The 20,109-nt window shown below is 44.4% G+C and carries 21 protein-coding genes; 10 read left to right on the forward strand and 11 right to left on the reverse strand.

The window, feature by feature from the left end:
- The first annotated feature begins 82 nt into the window (after window positions 1-82).
- The 4 genes from purM (at window position 83) to A3IE_RS0105430 (ending at window position 2,944) form a co-directional block, all read left to right on the forward strand.
- The gene (purM, locus tag A3IE_RS0105415) at window positions 83-1,123 is read left to right on the forward strand and encodes a phosphoribosylformylglycinamidine cyclo-ligase (RefSeq protein ID WP_020394581.1); all 1,041 of its coding nucleotides are present in this window, start codon (window positions 83-85) and stop codon (window positions 1,121-1,123) included.
- Window positions 1,116-1,769, forward strand: coding sequence for a phosphoribosylglycinamide formyltransferase (gene purN / locus A3IE_RS0105420; protein ID WP_020394582.1), 654 nt, complete (start codon window positions 1,116-1,118; stop codon window positions 1,767-1,769). The genes purM and purN overlap by 8 nt, the downstream gene beginning before the upstream one ends.
- Window positions 1,770-1,867: 98 nt before the next feature.
- Window positions 1,868-2,518 carry a 7-cyano-7-deazaguanine/7-aminomethyl-7-deazaguanine transporter gene (locus tag A3IE_RS0105425; protein WP_020394583.1) on the forward strand — a complete coding sequence of 217 codons (651 nt, stop codon included), beginning with the start codon at window positions 1,868-1,870 and terminating at the stop codon, window positions 2,516-2,518.
- Between the two features lie 138 nt (window positions 2,519-2,656).
- Window positions 2,657-2,944 carry a hypothetical protein gene (locus A3IE_RS0105430; RefSeq protein WP_020394584.1) on the forward strand — a complete coding sequence of 96 codons (288 nt, stop codon included), beginning with the start codon at window positions 2,657-2,659 and terminating at the stop codon, window positions 2,942-2,944.
- 257 nt (window positions 2,945-3,201) lie between these two features.
- Here A3IE_RS0105430 and A3IE_RS19980 read toward each other — a convergent pair whose 3' ends face one another.
- The 4 genes from A3IE_RS19980 to A3IE_RS0105450 are packed head-to-tail and all read right to left on the reverse strand — an operon-like array spanning window position 3,202 to window position 7,319.
- A complete protein-coding gene (locus tag A3IE_RS19980) occupies window positions 3,202-4,857 on the reverse strand; it encodes a family 2A encapsulin nanocompartment cargo protein cysteine desulfurase (RefSeq protein ID WP_020394585.1) in 1,656 nt (551 codons plus the stop codon).
- Complete coding sequence (locus tag A3IE_RS0105440; protein WP_020394586.1) at window positions 4,832-5,761, reverse strand: family 2A encapsulin nanocompartment shell protein; 930 nt, start codon at window positions 5,759-5,761, stop codon at window positions 4,832-4,834. The genes A3IE_RS19980 and A3IE_RS0105440 overlap by 26 nt, the downstream gene beginning before the upstream one ends.
- Window positions 5,762-5,810: 49 nt before the next feature.
- Window positions 5,811-6,791, reverse strand: a complete 981-nt coding sequence (epsC, locus tag A3IE_RS23155) for a serine O-acetyltransferase EpsC (protein WP_020394587.1) — start codon at window positions 6,789-6,791, stop codon at window positions 5,811-5,813.
- A gap of 18 nt (window positions 6,792-6,809) precedes the next feature.
- Window positions 6,810-7,319, reverse strand: coding sequence for a rhodanese-like domain-containing protein (locus A3IE_RS0105450; protein ID WP_020394588.1), 510 nt, complete (start codon window positions 7,317-7,319; stop codon window positions 6,810-6,812).
- 214 nt (window positions 7,320-7,533) lie between these two features.
- Between A3IE_RS0105450 and A3IE_RS0105455 the strand changes: the two genes are divergently transcribed.
- Window positions 7,534-8,127: an RBBP9/YdeN family alpha/beta hydrolase gene (locus tag A3IE_RS0105455; protein ID WP_020394589.1), complete on the forward strand. Its 594-nt coding sequence runs from the start codon at window positions 7,534-7,536 to the stop codon at window positions 8,125-8,127.
- Window positions 8,128-8,198: 71 nt separating this feature from the next.
- Here A3IE_RS0105455 and A3IE_RS0105460 read toward each other — a convergent pair whose 3' ends face one another.
- The 6 genes from A3IE_RS0105460 to epmB form a co-directional block, all read right to left on the reverse strand.
- A complete protein-coding gene (locus A3IE_RS0105460) occupies window positions 8,199-8,666 on the reverse strand; it encodes an SH3 domain-containing protein (protein ID WP_020394590.1) in 468 nt (155 codons plus the stop codon).
- A gap of 111 nt (window positions 8,667-8,777) precedes the next feature.
- A complete protein-coding gene (locus A3IE_RS0105465) occupies window positions 8,778-9,899 on the reverse strand; it encodes a carbohydrate ABC transporter permease (protein ID WP_020394591.1) in 1,122 nt (373 codons plus the stop codon).
- Window positions 9,900-10,910, reverse strand: coding sequence for a carbohydrate ABC transporter permease (locus A3IE_RS0105470; protein WP_020394592.1), 1,011 nt, complete (start codon window positions 10,908-10,910; stop codon window positions 9,900-9,902). It abuts the gene before it with no gap.
- Between the two features lie 96 nt (window positions 10,911-11,006).
- On the reverse strand, window positions 11,007-12,380 hold the full coding sequence (locus A3IE_RS0105475) for an ABC transporter substrate-binding protein (protein ID WP_020394593.1): 1,374 nt from the start codon (window positions 12,378-12,380) through the stop codon (window positions 11,007-11,009).
- Window positions 12,381-12,649: 269 nt separating this feature from the next.
- Window positions 12,650-13,348: a DUF4124 domain-containing protein gene (locus A3IE_RS0105480; protein ID WP_157832839.1), complete on the reverse strand. Its 699-nt coding sequence runs from the start codon at window positions 13,346-13,348 to the stop codon at window positions 12,650-12,652.
- A 68-nt stretch (window positions 13,349-13,416) separates the two neighbouring features.
- Entirely contained in the window at window positions 13,417-14,406 is a 990-nt protein-coding gene (gene epmB, locus A3IE_RS0105485) for an EF-P beta-lysylation protein EpmB (protein ID WP_033406544.1), read from the reverse strand.
- Between the two features lie 127 nt (window positions 14,407-14,533).
- Between epmB and efp the strand changes: the two genes are divergently transcribed.
- The 5 genes from efp to secF all read left to right on the forward strand — a co-directional run bounded on the left by efp (window position 14,534) and on the right by secF (window position 19,353).
- Window positions 14,534-15,103: an elongation factor P gene (gene efp / locus A3IE_RS0105490; RefSeq protein ID WP_020394596.1), complete on the forward strand. Its 570-nt coding sequence runs from the start codon at window positions 14,534-14,536 to the stop codon at window positions 15,101-15,103.
- The gene (gene epmA, locus A3IE_RS0105495) at window positions 15,103-16,053 is read left to right on the forward strand and encodes an EF-P lysine aminoacylase EpmA (RefSeq protein WP_020394597.1); all 951 of its coding nucleotides are present in this window, start codon (window positions 15,103-15,105) and stop codon (window positions 16,051-16,053) included. The genes efp and epmA overlap by 1 nt, the downstream gene beginning before the upstream one ends.
- 78 nt (window positions 16,054-16,131) lie before the next feature.
- Window positions 16,132-16,464 (forward strand): preprotein translocase subunit YajC, encoded by a 333-nt coding sequence (gene yajC / locus A3IE_RS0105500; RefSeq protein WP_020394598.1) that lies wholly within the window; start codon window positions 16,132-16,134, stop codon window positions 16,462-16,464.
- A gap of 70 nt (window positions 16,465-16,534) precedes the next feature.
- The gene (secD, locus tag A3IE_RS0105505) at window positions 16,535-18,394 is read left to right on the forward strand and encodes a protein translocase subunit SecD (RefSeq protein ID WP_020394599.1); all 1,860 of its coding nucleotides are present in this window, start codon (window positions 16,535-16,537) and stop codon (window positions 18,392-18,394) included.
- 11 nt (window positions 18,395-18,405) lie between these two features.
- Complete coding sequence (secF, locus tag A3IE_RS0105510) at window positions 18,406-19,353, forward strand: protein translocase subunit SecF (protein WP_020394600.1); 948 nt, start codon at window positions 18,406-18,408, stop codon at window positions 19,351-19,353.
- A gap of 41 nt (window positions 19,354-19,394) precedes the next feature.
- On the opposite strand, the gene A3IE_RS0105515 is transcribed toward secF, so the two are convergent.
- On the reverse strand, window positions 19,395-20,060 hold the full coding sequence (locus A3IE_RS0105515; RefSeq protein WP_020394601.1) for a pseudouridine synthase: 666 nt from the start codon (window positions 20,058-20,060) through the stop codon (window positions 19,395-19,397).
- Window positions 20,061-20,109: the final 49 nt, after the last annotated feature.

Genomic DNA, 20,109 nt, shown 5'->3' on the forward strand with positions numbered 1-20,109 from the left:
TTTAAGGCGTGGAAAAGCAGGCAGTGGCTAAAAACTCATGGTAAAATCACGCATTCCCCAATTTTGTATAGAGACTTAGATCATGGCAGCAGGTGACTCATCACTGACCTACCGCTCTGCGGGTGTCGATATTGATGCAGGCAATGAATTAGTAAAACGCATTAAACCAATTGCTCAAAAAACCAAACGCCCTGAAGTTCTCTCTGGCATCGGTGGCTTTGGTGCTTTATTAGCCATTCCACCGCAATACAAACACCCCATTTTGGTGTCAGGCACGGATGGCGTTGGGACTAAACTCAAACTCGCTATTGATACCGGCATCTATGACACGATTGGCATTGATTTAGTTGCTATGTGTGTCAATGATATTATTGTCAGTGGGGCAGAGCCTTTATTTTTCCTTGATTATTACGCAACGGGCAAATTAGATGTCGATGCGGCTGAGCAAGTGATTAAAGGAATTGCGGAAGGCTGTATGCAATCTGGTGCTGCTTTAGCAGGCGGTGAAACGGCTGAAATGCCGGGTATGTATCATGGCTCGGACTTTGATTTGGCAGGCTTTTGCGTTGGCGTCGTCGAACGCGACAAAATTTTAAATAATTCCAGTGTGCATCGCGGTGATGTGCTGATTGGCCTAGGCTCAACAGGCCCTCACTCTAATGGCTATTCGCTCATTCGTAAAATTCTCGAAATCAGTGAAACGCCATTGGATATGCCATTTGCTGAGTCCACTATTGGACGCGTTTTGCTCGAACCTACTCGCATTTATGCCAAATTAGTATTGAAACTATTAAAGCATCATCCTATCCATGCCATTGCGCACATTACCGGCGGTGGTCTAACTGAAAACCTCCCGCGCGTGTTGCCAACAGGTGTTGAAGCGCATATAAAACTAAATAGTTGGGAACGCCCTGCGGTTTTCCAATGGCTACAAGAAAACGGTAATGTCTCAGAGTCCGAAATGCTACGCACTTTCAACTGCGGCATTGGCATGGTATTAGTCGTCCCCGCTCACCAACACGAAGATATCTTAACCGCCTGCCGTTTAGAGCATATGCCAGCTTGGGTCATTGGCGACATCGTAAGTTCCGACGAAGCCGAACCTTGCGTTAAATATGTCTAATGTCATGCGTTTAGTGGTCTTGCTGTCAGGTAATGGCAGCAATCTGCAAGCTATTATAGATGCCTGCGAAGAACAAACCATACAAGGCCAAATCGTCGGTGTTATTAGCAATCGTGCCGATGCTTATGGCCTTGAGCGCGCTCGTAAAGCGAAGATTCCAACCCACACCATCGATCATACTTTATTTAAGGCGCGCGAAAGCTTTGACCAAGCGCTCATCAACATGATTGACTCTTACGAAGCGGATTTAATCGTACTAGCGGGCTTTATGCGCATTTTGACAGAAGGCTTCGTACAGCACTATCAAGGCCGTTTAATTAATATTCACCCGTCCCTGCTTCCTGCCTATAAAGGCACTAACACCCACGAACGTGTATTGGCTGAGGGTGCCACGGTACATGGCGCTAGCGTACATTTTGTCACTGCTGAATTAGATAGTGGCGCGGTAGTGGCACAAGTTAAAGTACCGGTTGAAGCCTATGATACCGCCAGTACACTCGCTGAACGCGTATTACGCTATGAGCATGTGCTTTACCCGACCGTACTGCAATGGTTTTGTACTGGACGCTTGCGCTTAGGCAAGGATGGCGCCTATTTAGATGGCGAGTTGATCGACACTCCCCTTCAGTTAGTAGTTGAACCTTAGGCTGATAGCTGACTATAATCGCCGCGTTTAAATGCCCGCTTGGGTTTTATGAACACTTGGGTTCCCTCACCCCCAACGACAAAAAGGAAACAAGATTAATGACCTTTCTCACAACGCAAAATACCTCTATGAAGCGCATCATGCTCATTTTGGTAAGTTTTCACTTAGCCGTTATTGCACTCAGCAATTATCTTGTCCAAATCCCCATTGAAATTTTTGGTGTAACCACGACGTGGGGAGCGATTACTTTTCCTTTTATCTTCTTAGCGACTGATCTAACGGTTCGTCTATTTGGTTCGGATTTAGCGCGGCGCATTATCTTAGTAGCGATGCTACCTGCCTTAGTAACTTCCTATCTACTTTCAGTATTATTTGATGGAGGCCAATTTCAAGGCTTCATGGCACTCAGTGAATTTAATATCCATTTTGGACGTATTGCCTTAGCCAGTTTTCTAGCTTATTTATGCGGTCAGCTATTGGATATTGCCGTCTTTAATCGCTTACGCCAACTACCAACCTGGTGGATAGCACCGGCTAGCTCTACCATTATAGGCGGTTTACTAGATACCATTATTTTCTTTGGGTTAGCCTTTTATCGAAGTACCGATCCAATTATGGCTGCCCATTGGCCAGGAATTGCAGCGACTGATTATGCTTTTAAAATTTTTATTAGTTTAATTTTATTCGTTCCGGCTTACGGTTTGTTAATGAGTGTATTGGTTAAGCATCTACAAACGCAAACTAACTGACCTTTGGTCTGTTCAAGTCATATTTTCTAACGAATCTAGCAAGAAAAACTCGCTTGAGCTTGGGTTATGAACGACGTAGCCTAAGCTTATCTTAAATTTTACAGAAATAATAAGCGTTAACCCCGCTACGAGTTTTTTATGAATATCCTGCATTATATTAGCCTAGCTGGTCAGCAGTTAGCTGCTCACCGTCAAAAAGCCAAAACGCTCCAACAATTACGCGAATTAAACGAAGATAATTTGGTAGATATTGGTATTTCCAGTGCTTTATTGCGCCAAGGGGTATCAGCCTACCCATGGACTTTAGATCAAGCGGTACAAGATACGCCGCACGTTACCTACAACGCGTTGTTAGCTTTTAATAATTTGTACAGCACTGCTTTGAATGCTGCCAATCAAGATACTGAAGAGCGTAGAGCGGCTTAGGCACCATTGGCCAAATAAAAATTTCATGAGAAAGACAAGCCTTTCTTATGAATGCTACCTTAATAATACAACACCTCTAATGTATTTGCAGGCACGCCCTTAAGAACCAATCCAAAACAGATTTAACAGCGTTAAGTCTTATCTTTTCGCAGTATGACACTAGGGTATGCAACAGTTGGCTAAACTCATATGATAGGGACATGCTTAGTGGCTGGGACAAGAAAGAGCCATTCATTCAGAACGACTCTTATAAAGGCTTACCCCCGTTGACTTAAGTGTTTCACCACGTCAATGAATGTATCGATTTCCTCAAAGGTATTATAAAACGCCAAAGATGGACGTACTGTGGTTTCTAGACCAAAACGACGCAAGATCGGTTGAGCACAGTGATGGCCTGTTCGGACCGCAATACCCTGTTCATTTAGGGCTTTACCGACTTGTTCTGTGCTATAACCATTCAAAATAAACGATACTACACTGGCTTTTTCGGCGGCAGTTCCAATCAGTTTAACCCCTTTTATGGGACGTAACCCTTCGGTTGCATACTCTAATAAAGCATGCTCATGGGCTGCAATAACGGGTAATCCTAGATGAGTCACATACTCTAAGGCTGCTCCTAGGCCCACAGCATCGGCGATATTGGCCGTGCCTGCTTCAAAGCGGAGTGGTGGTTTGCGGAAGATGGTTTTCTCAAAAGTGACATCCTCAATCATATTGCCGCCACCTTGCCAAGGCTGTAGCGATTCCAGCACCTCTGCTTTACCGTAGACTGTTCCTATTCCTGTCGGGCCAAAGATTTTATGCCCTGAAAATACATAGAAATCGGTATCCAGCGCTCGTACATTAACTGGCAAATGCGAAATACCTTGTGCGCCATCAATTAAGGTCTTAGCACCAACACTTTTGGCTAAAGCAATGATTTCAGCAATTGGTGTCACCGTACCCAGCGCATTCGAGACTTGGGTAACCGAGACTAATTTAGTGCGCGGTGATAACAGTTTACGGTATTCATTGAGCAGGATTTGTCCCGTCTCATCCACAGGAATCACTTTGAGAACAATACCAAGGGTTTCGCGTAACTGTTGCCACGGCACAATATTGGCATGATGCTCGAGATGCGAAATAATAATCTCATCACCAGCCTTGAGGTATTGCTGCCCCCAAGACTTGGCAATCAGGTTAATCCCTTCGGTGGTACCGCGTACAAAAATCACTTCTTCAGAGGATTTAGCCCCAATGAAATGAGCCACTATCGAACGAGCATGATCATAAGCATCCGAAGCACGTGCTGCTAATTCATGCGCGGCACGATGCACATTGGAATTCTCGTGTTCATAGAAATAAGTCAGCCGATCAATGACCACCTTGGGCTTTTGGGTGGTCGCGGCATTATCAAACCAAATCAGCGGCTTGCCATTCACTTTTTCTTGCAAGATAGGAAAATCTTGGCGTATTTGGTGTATGTCAAAGCCTGTGCGTTTACCCCCTAATCCTAGAGGTTGCGGTTGATACCACTGTTCTGCTCCCAATGGAAAAGTGGGAATATTGAGAGCAAGCGGCGCTACCCGTTCAAACGACGAATCGAGGAAATAGAACTGTGGCGTTGAAGCGGTTTGATGGAATGAGGGTAGATCCCCATGACGTGGCAATCCTGTGAGATCAGGGTAGGTATAAGGTACAGTTCCTGTGGCGAGACTACTACTGACAAGCGCAGGTGCACGTTGTGCGAGGGCAGGGTAATTGACTACTTGGTGTGCTTGTGTCTCAGGCAATTGTTTCAGCGTGGTTGGCAAGGATTGTCCTAACGCATTATCGGTTTGCAACGTACCATAAAGCGTTGAAGCTAGCTCGGCGAGGGTGGCTTCATTCCAATTTGTTCCGAATGAATCACTTATAGGTGTCTGGGTAGTCATGGTATTTCCCTACTTCCACATCGTCTAAAACCGCTAGTGCATCATCCGTCAGCACCGCGAGCGAACAATACAAAGACACTAAGTACGAAGCAATCGCACTGCGATTAATGCCCATAAAACGTACTGATAAGCCTGGACTTTGTTCACCGACTAAACCAGGTTGGAATAAGCCTACGACCCCTTGGCGTTTTTCACCTGTGCGTAATAAGAGAAATTTGGTTTTGCCATCATCTAACGGTACTTTGTCTGAGGGAATAATCGGAATACCGCGCCATGTAATGAATGGTGAGCCGAATAAACTCGTGGTGGGCGGTGGTACACCACGACGAGTACATTCACGTGCAAAGGCATTTAAACCAAGTGGGTGCGTTAAGAAAAATGCAGGTTCTTTCCACACCTTACTTAACAAATCGTCCAAATCATCGGGGGTTGGCGCACCTGTTAACGTGGAAATACGTTGTTCATCACTCACACTAGCCAGTAAGCCGTATTCAGGATTATTAATTAGTTCACTTTCTTGACGTTCTTTAATCGTTTCAATCGTCAAGCGTAACTGTTCACGAATCTGATCATGTGGGCTGCTATACAAATCAGAAACACGCGTATGCACATCTAAAATCGTGGATACACCATTTAAGAAGTATTCGCGTGGTTGCGTTTCGTAATCGACAAAGGTTTCAGGTAGATGGGCTTCGTCACGCTGGGTACAAGCTACACGCACTTGCTGTGGATTACTGACCTGATTGACGCGATAAATACCTGCTTCCACAGGTACCCATTGCAATAATTGCACTAACCAACGTGGGGTGAGGGTCGATAATTGTGGGGCGGTTTTGGTAGCATTAGCTAGTTGACGCGCAGCTACATCACCCAAGGCTCGTTGAGCTTGAGTTGTTTCAGCCATGTCGGCACTCCTTTATGAAAATAAAAGTGAATAGTATTGTTGGAAACTGTCAAAAAGACTGTGGTTGTGTGGTTTTTACGGGTAGATTTTCCTGTAGTATATGACTGTGTGCGGGGACGCTATGCGTGAGCCAGACATTGCCGCCAATAACGGAATGATGCCCGATCGTAATATTGCCCAACACAGTAGCACCTGCATAAATCACCACTTCATCCTCAAGCGTGGGATGACGTTGCAAACCTTTTTGTAAATTGCCGTGCAGATCACGCGGGAAACTCTTAGCGCCCAGTGTAACCGCTTGGTATAAACGCACCTGTTTGCCGATAATGGCGGTCTCGCCGATCACCACACCAGTGCCGTGATCAATAAAGAAACCTTCACCAATCGTGGCTCCAGGATGAATATCCACACCTGTTTCGGAATGAGCTACCTCACTAAGCATGCGTGCTAATAAAGGTAGTTCTTGTCGATACCACTGGTGTGCAATACGGTGATACAACACTGCTTTGATACCGGGGTAACACATGAGTACCTCGTCCACACTGCGTGCGGCCGGATCACCTTTAAACGCGGCTAATACATCCTGATCTAATAAACGACGAATAGTTGGCAATTGCACCGCAAAGGCTTGGGTGCGTTTAATCGCTTCTTGCTCAATAAAAGGATAATCAATAACCGCAGGCGGTTGATTTAAATAAGCCTGATAAATTAACTCTAGGCGTACTTGGCTTAATAATTTGTTTAGAGCAATATCTAACTGCAAACCGACATAATAATCTTCCGCTTCTTGATGTAAATCCGCCGAGCCTAAACGCATCGGAAATAAAGCATTAGATAAAATTTTTATAATTGACTGTACTATTTCCAAGACTGGCAAATTCCGTTTGCCTAAAAACTGTGGGCGCTGTTGGGAATGACGCCATTGGGTTCTTAATTGATTTAATTCCGCAACAATAGTGGCTAGATGCCAATTAGCATTTTGATGTAATTCAGGTAGTAATTCAGAAAAATTATTTAAGGGTAAACTCATGATCCATATCCTTATAGATTAAGCTTGAGACCATGGCAGACCTGTGTAACGCCAACCACCACGCTTACCGCGCTGCTGTTGCTCATTCATTTCACCTTCAAAACCTTCACTAATATTAAAGACATGTTTAAAACCTGCTTTAGTGGCAGCTTCCGCAGCTAAGGCAGAGCGTTTTCCGCTACGACATAACAATAAAATAACCTTATCTTTAGCGGCTTTTTGTTCTAATTCGCGTGTAAAACGGGGATTGCGCGTTAGGCTAGTTCCTGTCGCCCAAGCGACGTGTAAACTATTAGGGACTTGACCGACAAAAATTAATTCTTCTTTGGTTCGAACATCAATTAAAACAGCAAACTGCGACACTACTAATTGCCATGCTTCTAAGGGTGTGATATGCCCCGCAAATAATAAACCTTGCTGTTGAGCTTCAGCACGTACCTGATTTAAAATCTGCTCAGCTTTTTCTTGATTTACAATTTCGACAGGTTTGGTATAAAAAACATTGCTAAGTGAATCGGCATTGCTCACGGCGTATTTTCTCCGATTAATTGATGCACACACCTTAACAGGCTTTGTTTCAATAAAAAAACAACTTAAATTGCTTTGCTTATCGTGAAAAAGAATATTGAGTAGGCTATTCGTTCTTTTTAAGAATAAGTATATATAAACCATTTTTTACTATTTTTCTGACTCAGCCCAACCGATTTATAGTCGACATTCTATTTATCTAAGTACACAGTTCATGGAAAATATTCTCATTGTTCCTGGTCTATACGGTAGCGGCTTACAACACTGGCAATCGTGGTTTGAGCATAAGGTCAGAAATTGTGTGCGTGTTGAACAACCTGATTGGGATAATCCGATTTTGTCTGAGTGGGTGAACACCTTCAATCGCTACATGGAGCAAGTACAAGGCAGGATTTGGATTGTCGCACATAGTTTCGGCTGTTTAACCACCATGGCAGCAGCACAGCAATATACCAACCGTATTGCAGGCGCCATGTTAGTTGCTCCTGCCAATCCTGAACGTTTTAATAGTGATGGCTTTCAAGAGAGCATTTTTTATATCTCGGCTCAGCGTTCGCTGACTTTGAAATTACCCCAACACTATCCGCAATTCCCCACGTTAGTTATTGCTAGTACTAATGACCCGTGGATGCCTTTAGAACAGGCAAAAAAATGGGCAGAACGTTGGGAAAGTGGTTTTATTAATGCAGGCGCAGTAGGCCATATTAATATTGCTTCTGGTCATGGCCCATGGTTAGAAGGTTTAGAATATTTTCAGCGCTTTAAAGCAGCACAACAGTATATCGTGCGAGGGGATATTGTATTCTAAGCTGCATCAGCTACTAAAAACGCCGTGCTTAGTAGCACTAAACGCGGCGTTTGCTATAAAGTCTATACAAACTAATTAAGATTGGGTTGCTTCCAATAGGAACGCTCTTTCCAGTAATCTTGGCTAGAAAATTTAGGGCGGAACATATCTTTAGTAGGACGCATAATGGGTTCGGCATCCTCAGTCATTCGTGTGTCAACGGCATCAACACTCGCCTTTGCCCCATCACTCATAGGCTTTAAGAACTGAGCATTCACCCAGCCTGTTTGCCCCATCCAAAATACTTCCGCCCAATTACCTTTGCGGCGACCGGTGGCAACAATAGTCAAACCATTGTGAGGAATTTTGGCAACGACTGGATGCTGCATACCTGCACCGGCACGCATATTTAAGGTATCGCCTTGTGCAACATTAACGACTTTTTGCAAATTGGCCGACTGTGGCTCATTTAGTTCAAGCGGTGCTGCATAGGCAGTAGCATTCAACAAAGCTGCAAATAGCAAAGTAGCAAAGGGTACAAAAAAGCGGTTCTGGCTCATAAAAAACTCCGTTTAAATAAAGCTGGACAGACGAGTGGAGCATTAAGTTCCCTACGCTCGTGCCATTTAAGTCTACCGCACCTGCTACCGTTAATCAGCTAATCTCCACCATTACTTCACTGAACCTGCCAACATACCTCGTACTAAGTAGCGTTGTAGGCCAAAGAACACCATTAATGGTACAAAAATAGTCACAAATGCGGAAGCAGTTAGAATTTCCCAGTTCCCGCCTAAAGTACCTAACATGGCACGTAAGCGCGCAGTTAAGACTAACTGATCGTCACTACTACTTAAGAACACAATAGCCACTAACAAGTCGTTCCAAGTCCATAAGAACTGGAAAATAGCAAAGGATGCCAACGCTGGGAAAGATAAGGGTAATACAATGCGCTGAAAGATATTAAAGTGGGTTGCACCATCAACGCGCGCTGACTCCATAATTTCCTTCGGCAAGCCGACGATATAATTGCGCAGCAAATAAATCGCTAATGGCAAGCCAAAGCCCATATGGGCGAGCCAAACCCCTAAATAGGTCTTGGCCAGACCCACTTCATTATATAAGCGCAATAAAGGAATCAGGGACATTTGCAGCGGCACGACTAATAAACCGACCACCATTGCAATAATCAAAGAACGGCCAGGAAAGCGCATCCAGGCCAATGCGTAAGCGGCGTAGGCCGCCACTAAGATCGGAATAATGGTTGACGGAATTGCTACTGTGAGTGAATTAATAAAAGAGCGACCTAAGCCTTGTGCACTTAAGACTTCACGGTAATTATCAAGGGTAAAACGGGGTGGGACTTCGGTAGTATAGAAAATACGTTTACCACGCCCTGCTTCAAAGGCAGTGGGTGAACTTAAACTATAAGAACCATCCGCATTAACCGTCATGCTCTGATTATTACCTAAATCAGCAGTCTGCCCTGCTTGGAAAGCTTTAGGCTCTTGAGAGCGCACACCAAAAGCAGAAATAGGATGAGTGGTTTCTATCTTGCCTTTAAGGACATACTTGTCATCGATTACTTGCTGCTTATCAAGGTCATCGGTACGCGCAATTAAGGATTGTTCGGTAGTAGTTAGCGCTTTCCACCAACCATTCACCGAAATCTGGTTTTTGTCACGCAATGAAGACACTAATAAGCCAAAGGTTGGCACAACCCAAATAACGACTAACAATAGCACACTGAGTTGCATGGTGATATTGAGCAATTTCCCTTGCTTAGACCTAACCATTTACTGCCCCTCCATTTCTTGATTAGCGCGGCGAATATTCCAAATCATGATGGGAATGACCAGCAGCATAATAATCACCGCAATCGCAGCACCACGCCCAAAATCACCACCACCACGGAACATCCAGTCATACATCATATTCGCCAGTACTTGGGTATTCCACTGACCATTCGTCATGGCTAAAACAATATCAAATACCTTCAGAACGGTAATAGTAATGGTCGTCCATACGACAGCAATGGTTCCCCAAATTTGTGGAACCATGATGCGAAAGAAAATCTGCATCCCATTAGCGCCATCAATCACAGCTGCTTCTAAGGTTTCCTCAGAAATACCCCGTAAAGCTGCTGACAAGATCACCATTGCAAAGCCAGTCTGAATCCAGATCAAAATAACCATTAAAAAAAGGTTATTCCAAAATGGCAAGGTGATCCACGGTTCTGGTGTACCTCCAAAAAACTGCACAACAGCATTTAATAGGCCAATTTGCTCGCCTTCAGCCCGATAATCATAAACAAACTTCCAAATAATCGATGCACCCACGAAGGAAATTGCCATTGGCATAAACACTAGACTTTTAGCGATATTGCCCCACCAAATACGATCGGTCATGGCAGCAATAATCAAACCGAAAAAGGTTGATAAGGCTGGAACGATTAATAGCCACAACATATTGTTTTTGAAAGCGCGCCAAAACTCAGCATCACTTAATAGCCACGTATAATTGCTGAAACCTACAAAATGCTCGCCATTGCGGTCGTAGAAAGAGAGGCGAATTGAGTCAACAGCGGGATAAACTAGATATAAGCCTAGGGCTAATAAAGCGGGTCCCAAAAAAAGCCAAGGGCGAATAGCATTGGTAATGCGTAGATTACGCGCCGTTTTCGCGTGGCTATCAGTGGTGAGTGGAAAAAGTTTATCAAGTAGTAAGTTGGAACCGTAAAAATAAAACGCTGCACCAAATAAACCTAATGCAACGGTGATAAAAGCGTAGAAAAGCTGTAGTGCCATATGCCTCCTCCTTTAGGTAAAGTCGTCTTAAAACCATCTCAATTCTAGACAGGAATTGAGATGGTGAAAGGACTTTATATCATCCAACTCATGGATCTATTTCTTAAGCGCATCCCATGTTTTTTGGATACTAGCACCGACTTCTTTAGAGTCCTTGCCACCCACATAATCAATCATGCCAGTCCAGAATGCACCAGCACCGATTTTACCCGGCATTAAATCTGAACCGTCAAAGCGGAAGGTAGTCGCATCTAATAGAATTTGACCTTGCTTCTTCAAGGTATCATTGGCATAAGCATCCGCATTCACACCTTTAAACGGTGTTAAGAAGCCCGATTGTGCCATCCACACTTCATGCGCAATTGGGGTTTTCAAGAAATCAATTAAAGCTCGTGCGCCCTTAGACTCTTTAGTAATCGCAAATAGCGTACCAGCACCTAATACGGGTTTACCGAGGTCTTTTTCTTTATAAGCAGGGAAATAGAAGAAATCTGCATCTTCACCCAATTTTGTGCCTTCAGGAAAGAAGGTGGAGACGAAAGAAGCTTGACGATGTAAATAACACTTAGGCGGTGAAGCAAATAGACCTTTAGGGCTATCGCGGAAATCCGTAGACGCTACACCACTTGCACCACCATCAGCAAACTTTGGATTACGTGCAAACCAACCAAATTCATCAATTGCGCCTGTCACAGCAGCGTCATCGAATTTGACCTCATTTTTAACCCACTTATCATACACATCTGGTTTTTGAGTGCGCAGCATGAGGTCTTCAACCCAATCTGTTGCTGGCCAGCCTGTTGCATCCCCAGAACCCAAACCAATACACCAAGGTGTATGCCCATCAGCGACCATTTTTTCGGTTAATGCTTTCAGGTCTTCCATGCTTTCTGGAACTTTATAACCCGCATCTTCGAAGTTCTCTGGCGAATACCAAACCAAAGACTTCAAATCGACTTTAAAGAAAAAGCCGTAGAAATCATCCTTGCCTTCTTTATTTTTATAGGTACCTAAATCAACCCATGATTGGCCTGCTGAGTAATTATCCTTCACCCAGTTTTTGGTGTCATCACCTAAGGGGGTCAATAAACCTTTAGCGGCCAAGTCAGATGCCAAGCCGGGCTGTGGGAAAATAGCAATATTTGAAGCACTACCGGCTTGAGTATCAATCACAATTTTTTGCTCAAAAGAGTTCGAGCCAGTGTATTCAACCTCAGCGCCAGTCGCCTGACGGAAATACTCTAGAACACTTTCGATTAAATCTTTATCTGCACCTACCCAAGGACCAAAAACAGTAATTTTTTCCCCTTTCAGATCGGTCTTTTTTAAAGCCTCATAACTATCCCAGTGAAAACGCTTTGTATCCTCGCCCGGCTTAAACTTCAAATCAGCTGCCTGTGCACTAACGCCTAGACTCAGCATCGCTGCCAAGCAAACGCTTAACAAAGACTTCTTGGGAAACTTGCCCATTGTGACTCTCCTCACTTTTAAAAAACATTGACCCGCGACACGACACTCAAAGCGCTTTGAATTTTTGCATTAGGTGTTGGTGCATAAATCTAAGATTAACCAATTTAGCAACAATAGGTCAACGTGTTTTATCAAGCCTGACTTTGATAAAATAGAAGATTCCAAGAAGAGAGCAACTTAAAACGATTAGATTAAATTTTAAACACCTGCTTAGTCCTAAATTGAAGCGCTTTGGAAAAATTATTAGTAAAGCGCAGAAGACTTATAAACTATTTTTTACGTAGCAGCTCTTGATAAGCCTTTTCTACCTCATCTTTTTCGCGTGTTTTCTCGGCTAAACGCGCCTCACGCTGCTTCAACAAGAACTCCAAACGCTCACGACGTTGCATGAACTCGGTCTGCATTTTATACTCTTCTTCGAAGTTCTGCTGGATGGCCGTCGCATACGTTTCTAATTCTTTCTTTTTTTCAGCAATTAACTCTTGCAGCTTCTTTTTATTACTTTCTGAGGGGGTTTTAGCCAATTGCTGTTCAGAAACCTCGATTTCTTTATTCAGCTTAGGTTTGAACGCTTCCAAGAGTTTACGACGATCTCTGACCAAATCGATACGCACATTATAAAACTCATCCAATTGCTCTAAGCTTTCATAAGTGCCTAATAAACCGGAATCCTCAATGCGTAACTGATCATCCGCTAAACGTCGCGCCGTTGCTTGATCTTTAAGATATTTTTCCTCAGCAATCTCCTGCGGCGTTTTATTGGGTGCAATTTGTTTGACGACATAGCCCGTTGGTGACAACTCAACATGGCCTGTTGTTTTTAGCTGACTAGGGATGTCATAGGAGTAATTTACCCTACCATTTTCATCCACCCAACGTAACAAGGGGCCAGCATAAGCGCTAGTGATAGATGCGCCAAGCACCAAAGTAACGGACATAAAACGGAGTGCTATAGAATGATTTTTCATATTATGTGCCATTGTTAGCATTGTTATTTTTCTTTGTTTTTTATCACGTTAGCTTTAAAAAAACCACTTTAATCGCCAGTCGGTATAGGTGTTTTAGCAGGCTTACCTGCCTCTTCTACCACCAGTTCAGGAACGAGATAACCCGAAATTTGACTGCGTAATTGCCGTATAAGTTGCTGTGCCTCGACCAGCGGTAGTGCAAAATGTGCCGCACCTTGCACCTTATCTAAATAATGTAAGTAATAAGGCAGAATCGAATGCGCTATTAACGCTTCACTCAACGCCTTTAGCGCCACTACTGAATCATTCACACCGCGCAATAAGACACTCTGGTTCAGCAAAATCACACCGGAACGCCGTAACCGCTGAAAAGCAGTGGCAATGGCCTCGCCTTCTAACTCTTGTGCATGATTAGCATGAACCACGAGCACTAGCTGTAACTGCAAAGCTTGTAAGCCATTGATAAAACTCTCATCAATGCGCTCAGGCAAAACAATCGGCAAGCGCGAATGAATCCGAATCCGCTTTAAGTGTTTAATAGTCTCAAGTTTGTGGCACAAATCGAATAGCCTTTGATCGGATAGCACTAAAGGATCACCGCCACTTAAAATGACCTCATCTACCTCGGGGTGTGCAGCCAGATAATCCCAAGCAGCCTGCCAATGATTCCGACTGGCGGTAGCTTCGCTATAGGGGAAGTGACGGCGAAAACAATAGCGGCAATGAATGGCACAAGCGCCGGTAGTAACTAATAGCACACGGTTATAGTATTTATGTAGCACACCTTCACTTACTAAGGCGTGCTGATCACCCACCGGATCGACTCCGTAATCAGCAATACTTATTAGTTCCTCCGTTAAAGGTAAAACTTGGCGTAATAAAGGATCGGACCAATCGGCTTTACGCATCCGTGCTAGATAACTCTGTGTCACTAGCGTGCTAAATGATTGTGCTGCCTCACGGCTGACCCACGGCGCTGGTGGCAACTCCAACAAACGAATCAGTTCAAGCGGATCACGCACCGCATTGGCTAATTGACGTTGCCAAGCGCTAGGCATGTCACAACCTGAAGGAATAGCATCACTGAAGAGAGGAAAGGTTAAATTTTTTGTCTGATTTTTTTGAGCAATTCCGGTTATCATACACGCCTTTTAAAATTGAGTAATTTTTGGAGCAAGCTTAATCATGGCCAGTTATAACACTAGCGAATTCCGTTCGGGGCTAAAACTGATTATTGATGGTGATCCTTATACCATCGTTGAGAATGAATTTGTAAAGCCTGGTAAAGGCCAAGCCTTTAACCGCGTTCGGGTACGCAATCTTAAAACAGGCCGCACGGTTGAGAAAACATGGAAGTCAGGGGATAGCGTTGAAGCGGCTGATGTCATGGATCGTGAAATGGAATTTCTCTATCACGACGGTGAATTCTGGCATTTCATGGCGACCGATGGTTCTTTCGAGCAAGTAGGCGCAACCGAAGCAGCAGTGGCCGATTGCTCAAAGTGGCTCAAAGGCAATGAAATCTGCATGGTTACCTTATGGAATGATGCACCTTTAACGATTACACCGCCTAACTTTGTTGAGCTGAAAATCGTCGAAACGGATCCGGGTGTGAAAGGTGATACGGCCAGTGGAGGTACAAAACCAGCGCGTTTAGAAACGGGTGCTGTGGTTAAAGTACCTTTATACATGGAACAAGACGAAATTTTGAAAATCGACACTCGTACTGGCGAATACGTTTCTCGCGTTAAGTAATGCCGAATCCTAGCTGGCGTCCTTCCGCCACTTTTCATGCACTCAAAGCGCGCGCTTGCTTAAATGAGCAAATACGCGCGTTTTTTGCTGAACGGGGAGTATTGGAAGTCGAAACGCCTGCACTCTCACAAGCGGGCACAACCGATCCCGCCTTAGCCAGTTTTAGTGTAGTGTTACCCGAGGGTAGGCGCTATTTGCATACTTCGCCTGAGTATCCCATGAAACGCTTATTGGCCAATGGTAGTGGTGATATTTATCAGTTATGCAAAGTATGGCGTGACGATGAATATGGACGCCGCCATAATCCAGAATTTACCATGCTGGAATATTATCGCGTCGGCTTCACTTATCAGCGTTTAATGCAGGAAGTGGCTCAGCTACTACAGCTCTTAATTCCGCATTTGCAGCCTGAACCTGATATTTTAACCTATCGTGAGAGCTTTCTACATTATTTAGCTATCGATCCCTATACAGCGAGCGATACAGCATTAGCCGCTTGTGCCAAACAACAAGGCCTAGAGGTGCAAAGTGATTTGTCGCGCCAAGCTTGGTATGACCTGTTATTTACACACTGTATTGAACCCAATTTCGCCCCCGATCGCTTAAGCTTTATTTATCATTACCCCGCCGAGCAAGCCGCTTTAGCGCGTGTAAAACAAGAACAAGGCTATTGGGTGGCAGAGCGTTTTGAGGTTTATTGCGGCGCAATGGAGTTGGGCAATGGCTATCAAGAACAGCAGAACCCTGTGGCTAATCGGCACACCCTAATCCACGGCAATCAGCAGCGTAAGACCGCGGTGACAGTGGATGAGCGCTTTTTAAGCGCACTTGAATTAGGGAAATTACCCTTCTGCGCAGGCGTTGCGATTGGCGTGGATCGCGTCTTGCTATGCCGTTTGCGCGAAAAACACTTACAACACATTATTAGTTTTGCGTGGGAACTGGCATAATAGCGCGCGCTTGCGGCACACTGCGTATCAATTAGGCAGAAACCGCCTCTTGTTTTGATGTTTACACGGAGTAATACCATGAGTTTTTTGATTTCGGATGCTTATGCGCAACAAGCAGGTGCGGGGCCCGTAGGCGGCGGCTTGGAGCTAGTACTTATGATGCTGGTCTTCTTCGGCATTATGTACTTTATGATTATTCGCCCCCAGCAGAAACGCCAAAAAGATCATAAAACTATGTTAGCAGCCTTAAATAAAGGGGATGAAATCGTCACCAATGGCGGCGTATTAGGCAAAATCGCACAGGTTGGGGATAACTTTATCCAACTTGAAATTGCTGATGGGGTACAAGTAAAAATACAAAAGAACGCAATTGCCAGTGTCATGCCAAAAGGCACGATCAAGGGCGCATAATTTTTTCCAACGTTTCCCCTAAGCTTGTGTCACACCGCAAGCTAGGGGCTTGTTGCAATGGAACATAACAATGAATCGCTATCCTTTATGGAAGTACGCGCTTGTTTTCGGCGCTTTCTTTATTAGCTTAATTTACGCACTTCCGAATCTTTATCCTTCTGATCCGGCGTTGCAAATTAGTCCGGTGCACGAACGTCCTCTCGATCAAGCAGTGATCGACAAGCTCACACAGGATTTGACTGCGCAAAAACTCCTGCCCAAAACGACTGAATTTAATACCAAGCAAACACTCATTCGCTTTAATGATACGGAAACCCAATTACGTGCCGCAGAAGAGGCCAAAAAATCCTTGGGGAATGAATATATTGTAGCGATGAATTTAGCACCCTCTACCCCAAAATGGCTAAGCGCTTTAGGGGCAAAGCCGATGTTCTTGGGCTTGGATCTACGCGGTGGGGTGCATTTTCTTCTCGAAGTGGATATGCCTGCAGCACGGCAAAAAGCGTTGGCGCGTTATGAGGAAGAGTTTCGGGATGTCATGCGCGAAGCTAAGCTCGCCTACTTAGGGGTAGCCATTGAAAATGATGCAGTGAATGTCAAATTCAAAACACCTGAAGATCGCACGGCTGCTTTGAAAGAACTGCAAAAAACTTATCAGTCGGATTTAATTTTCCAAGATGGCACCGCTAGCGATACCGTTAGTTTAGTCGCCACCATGTCGCCTACGCACTTAGCTAATATTGAAACCTTTGCACTACAACAGAACATTACCACCCTCCGCAAACGGGTTAATGAATTAGGGGTATCTGAGCCTATTATTCAGCAACAAGGTGCAGGTCGTATTGTCGTGCAATTACCCGGCATTCAAGATTCGGCACAAGCGAAAAATATTCTAGGCGCGACAGCGACCTTAGAATTTCGCTTGGTCGATGATTCGGGAGCAAGCGCCACTGAAGCGGCTGCGACAAAACGTATTCCCATGGGCACACAATTGTATAAAGAACGGAATGGCAGTCCGATTTTATTGAAGCGCCAAGTGATGCTCACCGGTGATTCGATTACCGATGCTAGCGCGGGTTTTGACCAAAATAACCGCCCTTCCGTTAATGTAGTGTTGGATGCGCAAGGCGCCAATCGCTTTAGCAAAGTTACGGGTGAAAACGTACAAAAACCCATGGCGGTGGTGTTTATTGAAAGCAAAATTCAAGAAACCCAAGTCGAAGGGAAAACCGTTCGGACCCCAATTAAAACCGAGGAAGTCATCAATGTTGCGACCATTCAAGAGCAATTAAGTAAGCGCTTCCAAATTACCGGTTTAGATTCGCCCACCGAAGCCAATAATTTAGCACTTTTATTACGTGCAGGTGCCTTGGCTGCGCCTTTATACATTGTGGAAGAGCGCACGGTTGGCCCTAATTTAGGTCAAGAGAATATTGATAAAGGCTTTATCTCTGGCTTAATTGGCTGTGGCTTAGTCATGCTCTTTATGGCAGTGGCTTATCGTATGTTCGGTTTAATTGCGAATGCAGCTTTAATTATCAACGTGGTGATGTTGATTGCTGCCATGTCGATTATTCAAGCAACACTAACGGTTCCCGGCATAGCGGGTATTGTGTTAACGCTGGGTATGGCAGTGGATGCCAATGTGTTAATAAATGAGCGTATTAAAGAAGAGTTAGCGAATAAAGTACCGATACAAACCGCGATTAGCCGTGGTTATTCGCAAGCCTCTGATACCATCTTCGACGCTAACTTGACCACCTTGATTGCCGCGATTGCTTTATTCGCCTTTGGTACCGGACCGATTAAAGGCTTCGCAGTTACGTTAGCGATTGGTATTTTCACGACCATGTTTACAGCAGTCATGGGTAGCCGTGCCATTGTGAATTTACTGTATGGCGGTCGTCGCCTCGATAAATTGAGCATCTAGGAGATTACGCTATGCTAACTAAGAAACTTATTGATTTCATGGGCTTGCGTAATCGTCGGATTGCTGCCGCCCTTTCGATATTTTTTATTATTGCGTCACTAATATTAATTGTAGTGCGCGGCCTCAATTTAGGTATCGATTTCACGGGCGGCACGGTCATGGAGGTTGCCTACCCAAGTAGTAAAGCGCCTGATGAAGTACGTCAATTGCTTGCAAAGAATGGCTATCAGGGCATTGTGCAAAACTTCGGTAGTAGCCGTGACATTATGATTCGCCTCACCCCTAAAAAAGGTGAAAATAATGAATCGCCCGAAGCACGTGCAGCGTTAAGCGAAAAAATGACGGCCATTCTAAAAAGTGAAACGCCGAATGTTGAAGTAAAACGTGTTGATTTCGTGGGTCCGCAGGTCGGCGATGAATTACGTGAGCAAGGTGGCTTAGCCTTTTTAGTGACCTTGGGTGGCATTATGCTCTATGTCGCCTTCCGTTTTGAGTATCGTTTTGCGGTTGCAGCTATTGCCTCCTTATTACATGACGCTGTTGTGACTGTTGGCTTCTTTGCTCTCACTCAACTCGAATTTGATTTATCTGTCCTTGCGGCTGTATTGGCGATTCTGGGCTATTCGATTAATGACACCATTGTTATTTTCGACCGAGAACGAGAAAACTTCCGTAAGCTGCGTACTGAAACCGTGACTAATGTCTTGAATATCTCGATCAATGAAACCTTAGTGCGTACCATTATGACCTCCTTCGCTACTTTGATTGTAGTGGTCGCCATTTATGTTTTTGGTAGTGATGCTACGCGCAATTTCTCTTTGGCTTTAATCGTTGGTATTATTAGTGGTGTTTACTCTACCATTTATATTGCCAGCAGTATGTTGATTACGATGGGTATTAGTAAGGAATCCCTCATTCCGCCTGAGCGCAAAGATGAAGAATTGGATGCTATGCCCTAAGCATTAGCATGTCCTACAAAGCCCAGCTTGCTGGGCTTTTTTTATGGCATGAAAAAATCTTGTGCCGGTGCATAAAAACTTAAGAAGTTGGCTGTGATTGGATGAGTAAAACCTAAATAATAAGCGTGGAGTAATAAGCGTGTAGATTGCTGATAAACTTCAGGTATTGCATACAATTCATCCCCCAAAATCGCATGACCCAAACTTGCTAAATGCACGCGCAATTGATGAGAACGTCCCGTTAAAGGCTGTAAATCCACCCCACTTATATTTCGATCTGGATCAAACCACTGTTTTTGATATAAAGTTTGTGAAGGCTTGCCGTTTAAAAAATCAACTTTCTGGCGTGGTCGATTAGGCCAATCAGTCAGTAAGGGCAAATCAATCGCGCCCTGACTAGGATAAATATTACCCGTCACAAGCGCCTGATACTTTTTGCTCACTAAGCGTTTTTGAAATTGGATGCTTAAAGCACGCTCCATCTCAACACCCCGAGCCAACACCACTAAACCCGAAGTCCCCATATCTAAACGATGTACGGTGCGTACATCCGTGTAGACCTCACCCACCCTACTCCATAAACAATCTTGCTTTTCAACACCCCGACCCGGCACTGACAATAAACCAGCCGGTTTATTCACTACAATAAGAAAATCATCAACATAGACGCAGTTGAGACCATGATTAGGAGGGGGCTGATAAGACATGTGAATTTATAACATAGAGTATGGGGCGCTATACTAGCTTGAAACAGGT

The organism is Thiolinea disciformis DSM 14473, from assembly GCF_000371925.1.
GTDB classification, from domain to species: Bacteria; Pseudomonadota; Gammaproteobacteria; order Thiotrichales; family Thiotrichaceae; genus Thiolinea; species Thiolinea disciformis.